The 1,730-nt window shown below is 66.8% G+C and carries 3 protein-coding genes; all 3 read left to right on the top strand.

Features of this window, described 5'->3' with window-relative positions; all coding sequences use genetic code 11:
• On the top strand, nt 1-266 hold a 266-nt coding region (locus tag BIV01_RS12670; protein WP_175473714.1), incomplete at its 5' end, for a TilS substrate-binding domain-containing protein.
• A 9-nt stretch (nt 267-275) separates the two neighbouring features.
• A complete protein-coding gene (hpt, locus tag BIV01_RS12675) occupies nt 276-827 on the top strand; it encodes a hypoxanthine phosphoribosyltransferase (protein WP_070417327.1) in 552 nt (183 codons plus the stop codon).
• A gap of 121 nt (nt 828-948) precedes the next feature.
• Nucleotides 949-1,730: ATP-dependent metallopeptidase FtsH/Yme1/Tma family protein (locus BIV01_RS12680; protein WP_139199345.1), on the top strand; the 782-nt coding region annotated here is incomplete at its 3' end.

The raw sequence follows: 1,730 nt of genomic DNA on the forward strand, positions 1-1,730 counted from the left end.
TCGCCGAGGAGATGGCCGAGGACCTCGCCGAGCACTCCGAGGCCGGCATCTCGCTGTCCGTGCGGGAGCTCGCGGCCAACCCGCCGGCCCTCCGGCAGCGGCTCGTGCGGCTGGCGGTGGAGAGCGAGTTCGGCGTGACGCTGTCCCGCGTGCAGACGCTCGAGGTGTGCCGGCTCGTCACCGACTGGAGCGGGCAGGGGCCGATCGACCTGCCGGGCGTGCAGGCGTCGCGATCGGGCGACCGTCTGGCCTTCACCGCCGGTTAGGCTGGGGTGGTGGAACTCTCCGACGTCCAGGCAGACCTGTCCGAAGTCCTCTTCACCCCCGAGCAGATCGACGACAAGCTCGCCGAGCTCGCCGCGGTGGTCGACGCCGACTACGCGGGGCGCGACCCACTGCTCGTCGGTGTCCTCAAGGGTGCCGTGATGGTGATGGCGGACTTCTCGCGCCACCTCAAGATGCAGGCGCGCATGGACTGGATGGCGGTGTCGTCGTACGGCTCCGGCACGAAGTCGTCCGGCGTGGTCCGCATCCTCAAGGACCTCGACACCGACCTGCACGGGCGGGACGTCCTCATCGTCGAGGACATCATCGACTCCGGTCTGACGCTGTCGTGGCTCAAGCAGAACCTCGAGTCCCGCGGGGCCGCGAGCGTCGAGATCGTCGCACTGCTGCGCAAGCCCGAGGCGGCCAAGGTCGAGGTCGACGTGAAGTACGTCGGCTTCGACATCCCGGACGCGTTCGTGGTCGGCTACGGGCTGGACTACGACGAGCGCTACCGCAACCTGCGCGGGGTCGGGGTGCTCGCACCGCACGTCTACAGCTGATCCTGGCGGCGGGTGGAGTTCGCCCGCAGAGGACACCCATTCTCGCCACAGAATCGCAGCCGTATGCTGATCAGCACGCAACTTCGGCAGAGAAAGGTGTCGGGCGCTCTGCCCGGATCACATGGACTTCAAGCGCATCCTTCGCGGGCCGTACATCTACGTGCTGATCGCGATCGTGGGGATCTGGATCGGATGGGCTGTCATCAGCCAGTCCGGCACGCAGCAGATCGACACGCAGAAGGGCCTCCAGCAGCTCTCCGACGGCAAGGTCTCCTCCGTGGTGGTGAACTCCACCGAGCAGCGCGTCGACCTCACCCTGAAGGACGGCAACGCGCACGAGCAGTTCTACTACTCGACGCCGCGCGGTGAAGAGGTCATCCAGGCCGTCAACGACGCGAACCTGCCGAAGGGCTACAACGACACCGTCCAGCAGTCGAACTGGTTCCTCTCGCTGCTCGGCATCCTCCTGCCGTTCCTCATCATCGGCGCCCTGTTCTGGTTCCTCCTCGCCAACGCCCAGGGCGGCGGCTCGAAGGTCATGCAGTTCGGCAAGTCCCGGGCGAAGATGAACAACAAGGAGAACCCGCAGGTCAGCTTCGCCGACGTCGCGGGCGCCGACGAGGCGATCGAGGAGCTCCAGGAGATCAAGGAGTTCCTCAAGGAGCCGGCGAAGTTCCAGGCCGTCGGCGCCAAGATCCCGAAGGGCGTGCTGCTGTACGGCCCTCCCGGCACCGGCAAGACGCTGCTCGCCCGAGCCGTCGCCGGTGAGGCGGGCGTCCCGTTCTACTCGATCTCCGGTTCGGACTTCGTCGAGATGTTCGTCGGTGTCGGTGCGAGCCGTGTCCGCGACCTCTTCGAGCAGGCGAAGCAGAACTCGCCCGCCATCGTCTTCATCGACGAGAT

Origin of the sequence: Curtobacterium sp. MCBA15_013 (genome assembly GCF_001865095.1) — a bacterium.
Lineage (GTDB): Bacteria > Actinomycetota > Actinomycetes > Actinomycetales > Microbacteriaceae > Curtobacterium.